Here is a 3702-nt window from a genome sequence, read left to right on the forward strand (position 1 = left end):
GAATGAGCGCGCTCATTCCGCTTTCTTGTCTTTGTACGCGCTGTTGCGAGGGAGTGCTCTGTCACGAACGGGGCTTCTGGTGTCCAATCGTTAACGCTTCGTTAAAGGAAGCGCACTGGAATGGCAACGTCTCGTCGTGTGATGATGGAGGCACGGGTGAGAGCGAGCGCAGCGTTGCGCTCACAGCGAGAGAGGGCCGGGTTGATGCGCGAGACGAGCACTGCTGATCGCATTTCAGGGTTGTGGGAGAGGTCGAGTCGTGAGACCGCACTCCCCGTTCGCCAGCGAGGTGAGGCGCTGCGTCGGGTCGATGTGCAAGCCACCCAACCGATGCATGAGACAGAACGTGTGGCGTCGGTTGCGCATGATGACGGCGTCCATCTCTCTGAGGAGGCGCTCGACGCCCTGCACCAGGACGCCCAGGCCCACAGCCACACTGATGCGTCAGCCTTCTACGACGCCCAGGAACAGGAAGCCGGGCTCCCTCGGTTCGGCGAGGTCGCCGCGACGCAAGCGGCGCCGGCGTCTTCCGGTGACAATCGGCGCCGGACGGCGGTTCAGACAGCGATTGCCACAGGTCAGCCGGTCTCCTTCACCAACGCCAGCGGCACTCGATTCGATCTCACGGTCAACGGGCCGCAGAGCGGCGGCGATGGGTTCGAGGCCTACACGTTCGCGGTGAATGGACAGGAGGTCTCAGTGCGGGTTGAGGGTGGGGTCGATGCCCGCACCGCCATTGCTGGCGCGGTGAACTATTGGAGCCAGTACCCGGAAGCCCTTCGGGGCGACCTCCACCTGATGCAGTTCAATGCAGGGGCTGATCCGAGCTACAACCCAGCCGATCCGAAGTCGTTCAAGGCCAAGGCCGCGGGCGGCAACAACATGATCGTGTTCTATGAGGGCACGAAGCATCTCAACAAGAAGAACTTCGATCACGAGATGGGGCACGTGATCGGCGACGCCACAGAGGACAGGCAGGCCAGTGCAGATGAGATCGCCGAGGAGCAACGCCTGGGCCACGAGATCGATCCCTACGATGAGCAGTGGGTTCCGGAGGGCTGGTCAGACGCCATCTCTAATGACAAGCGGTCTGTGAGCCGCTACGGCAACACCAGTCCCACCGAGGATTTTGCTGAGTTCTGGAAGGCCTTCATGACGGCACAGAGCAGTCGCTCCGAGATGAACAGGCTGCAGCGGCGTTATCCGGAGCGCTTTCGCATCGCCGCTCCCGTGTTTCTCGGGTGGGAGTACCGCGCCACAGCTGCTTGAGCTCGAGGTCGACAGCGACCTGTCGACCTCACGCGGGCGCGAGGGTGCGTAGGGGGCGTCGATGGCCTGAGCGGGCAGCGAGGCGAGAGACCTGAGAGGTACCACGTCAGGGCGAAGACAATCATGGCTCGATGAACGCACCGTCTCCCTCTGAGCCACGGCTGTCTCCCCTTCGACTTCTGGGCCTGAGCGCGTACTGGCTCGCCATCAATCTGCACTGGGGCGCGCTGCTCACCATCGTGGTGCCCGCCCAGGTGTCGAAGATGCAGCCGGAGCGCCAGGCCCAGACGCTGTCGCTCGTGCTCGGCCTGGGTGCGGTGGTGGCGCTCGTGGTGACGCCCATCGCCGGCGCCCTCAGCGATCGCTGCGCGTCTCGATGGGGAAGGCGTCGACCCTTCATCGCGGCGGGCACGGTCATCAATGTGGTGGGGCTGGCGCTCATGTTCGTGGCAAGTGAGTCTGCAAGTCTTGCCCTGTACGTTGCGGGTTTTCTCGTGGTGCAGCTCGGTAACAACATCGCGACCGGCGCCTATGCCGGCATCATCCCCGACATGGTGGCGGCCGGTCAGCGCGGAGAGGCAAGCGGCTACATGGCCGCCATGACCCAGCTGGGCATGGTGGGCGGTGCCCTGGGGGGGGGCCTGCTCATGGCCGGTGGCCGCGATGGCGCGTGCTACGCGCTGGTGGCACTCACGTTGATCGCGCTGATGCTGCAGACTCTTGTCGCGGTGCGCGAGCAGCCCATCGCGCCGCCGCCGGAACGTCTGCAGTGGGGGCGCTTGCTGATCGACATGTGGGTCGATCCACGGCAGTTCCCGGACTTTGCCTGGGTCTGGGGCACGCGCTTCTTCGTCATCTGCGGCATCTGGATGGTGCAGCCGTACCTGCTGTACTACATGCGCGACGTGGTGGGGGCCTCTTCGCCGGAAACCGCCACAGGGGCGATGATGGCGGTGATGCTGGTCAGCGCCACCTTCACCGGATGGCTTGCGGGGCTGTTCAGCGACCGCCTGGGCCGAAAGATCGTGGTGTACGTGTCGAACGCGGCTCTCGCTGTCGCCATTCTGCTGCTGCTGCTCAGCCACTCGATGACCTTCACCCTCACCGTCGGCCTGCTCTTCGGCCTGGGGTACGGGGCCTACTACAGCGTCGACTGGGCCCTGGCATGCGACGTTCTTCCCGACCAGGAGAACGCGGGACGCTATCTGGGGGTGTGGAACATCGCCATGGTTCTGCCCCAGACCGTTGCCCCCGTTCTTGCCGGAACGCTGCTGGCCCGCTTCGGCCAGACTGCGTCAGGCCACTATGCGCGTGATGGATACGCGGTCGTGTTCGTTCTGGCCGCCGCCTTTCTGGCGCTGGGCGCGTGGCTGCTCAAGCACGTGCGCGGGGCGCGCTGAGTCTTTGCACTGGAGGGCGATCAATGCAATCGAAAGAGGTTTGCGATGCGCAGGAATGATGTGAAGAATGCGATTCTCGGGTCACTCATGATCGTGCTGGCCTGTGCTGGAGGCCTCGCTGTCGCTGATGCCACGCCGCTCCTCACGGGGGTGAAGAAGGCGGCGGTGCAGGGGGCTGACCTGTCGCTCTCGATAGAGGTGCGCGATGCCCACGGCAAGACGCTGAACGGGCGCGAGATCGCGAAAGAGGCGGGCCCGTCTGCCTGGGTCGTGGTGCGCAGTTGCGGAAGTCAGCCATCTCTGCCTTGTCGCGTTGCGTGGTTCGTTGTGGGCGAACCAGAGCGCAACACGCCGGGATTTCAGCCCGTGATCTACACCGTTGAGGTGCCCGCGCTCTCGCCGGGCAAGCAGTTCACCGATTGCATCGGCGAGGTGCGGCGCGATGACGTGCACGTCTTCGCCGCGGGGCTCATCGGTCGCGAGGATGGTCAGCCCTATACCGACGCCAGCGCCAGCAACAACACGAGCAAGCGAGAGGTGCTCCTGACAGGAGCGCGCTGAGTCTTCTGAAAGGGAAGAGCTCCGCCCTTCGCCGCAGCGCTCGCGTTGGTCAGAGCGATTTCGCGCAGCGAAAGCCCAGGTCGCAGCCGCTGAACCTTGGCGCGTCGCTGTTTCGAAAAGCGCTGCGAAAACGCGCTCTCTCCTTGTCGTCCCACGCGCCACCGCGCCATACGCGGCTGTCTGCGCCGGTCGAGACCTCGCGCCCATCCCACGGATCGTACGGGTAGTCGATGTATTTCGAGTGGGTCCACTCGCTGACGTTGCCCGCCATGTCGAGGCAGCCGAACGGCGATACATCGTTCGGAAAGCTGCCCACCGACGTCGGCCCCATCACCGCGCCTTGAAGGCTGTTGCGGCAGGCCGACGATGACCAGGTCTCTCCCCACGGGAAGGTGAGCCGTTTGCTGCCACGCGCCGCCACCTCCCACTCGACCTCGGTGGGCAGCCGAAGGCCAGCCCAGGCGCAGTAGGC

At 64.8% G+C, this 3702-nt stretch carries 4 protein-coding genes; 3 read left to right on the plus strand and 1 reads right to left on the minus strand.

All coding sequences use genetic code 11. The features are described 5' to 3' along the window. Positions 1 to 348: 348 nt before the first annotated feature. The 3 genes from EB084_21625 (at position 349) to EB084_21635 (ending at position 3230) form a co-directional block, all read left to right on the plus strand. Positions 349 to 1269 (plus strand): hypothetical protein, encoded by a 921-nt coding sequence (locus EB084_21625; protein ID NDD30865.1) that lies wholly within the window; start codon positions 349 to 351, stop codon positions 1267 to 1269. A gap of 131 nt (positions 1270 to 1400) precedes the next feature. Continuing rightward, on the plus strand, positions 1401 to 2669 hold the full coding sequence (locus tag EB084_21630) for an MFS transporter (protein NDD30866.1): 1269 nt from the start codon (positions 1401 to 1403) through the stop codon (positions 2667 to 2669). 45 nt (positions 2670 to 2714) lie between these two features. Beyond that, positions 2715 to 3230 (plus strand): hypothetical protein, encoded by a 516-nt coding sequence (locus EB084_21635; protein ID NDD30867.1) that lies wholly within the window; start codon positions 2715 to 2717, stop codon positions 3228 to 3230. A 49-nt stretch (positions 3231 to 3279) separates the two neighbouring features. On the opposite strand, the gene EB084_21640 is transcribed toward EB084_21635, so the two are convergent. Then, a partial coding sequence (locus tag EB084_21640) for a hypothetical protein (protein NDD30868.1) occupies positions 3280 to 3702 on the minus strand: 423 nt, incomplete at its 5' end.

This window comes from Pseudomonadota bacterium (assembly GCA_010028905.1).
GTDB lineage: Bacteria > Vulcanimicrobiota > Xenobia > RGZZ01 > RGZZ01 > RGZZ01.

Coding starts and splice junctions, on each gene's coding strand:
- EB084_21630 (NDD30866.1), top strand. CDS start 1,401: ATGAACGCACCGTCTCCCTCTGAGCCACGGCTGTCTCCCCTTCGACTT.
- EB084_21635 (NDD30867.1), top strand. CDS start 2,715: ATGCGCAGGAATGATGTGAAGAATGCGATTCTCGGGTCACTCATGATC.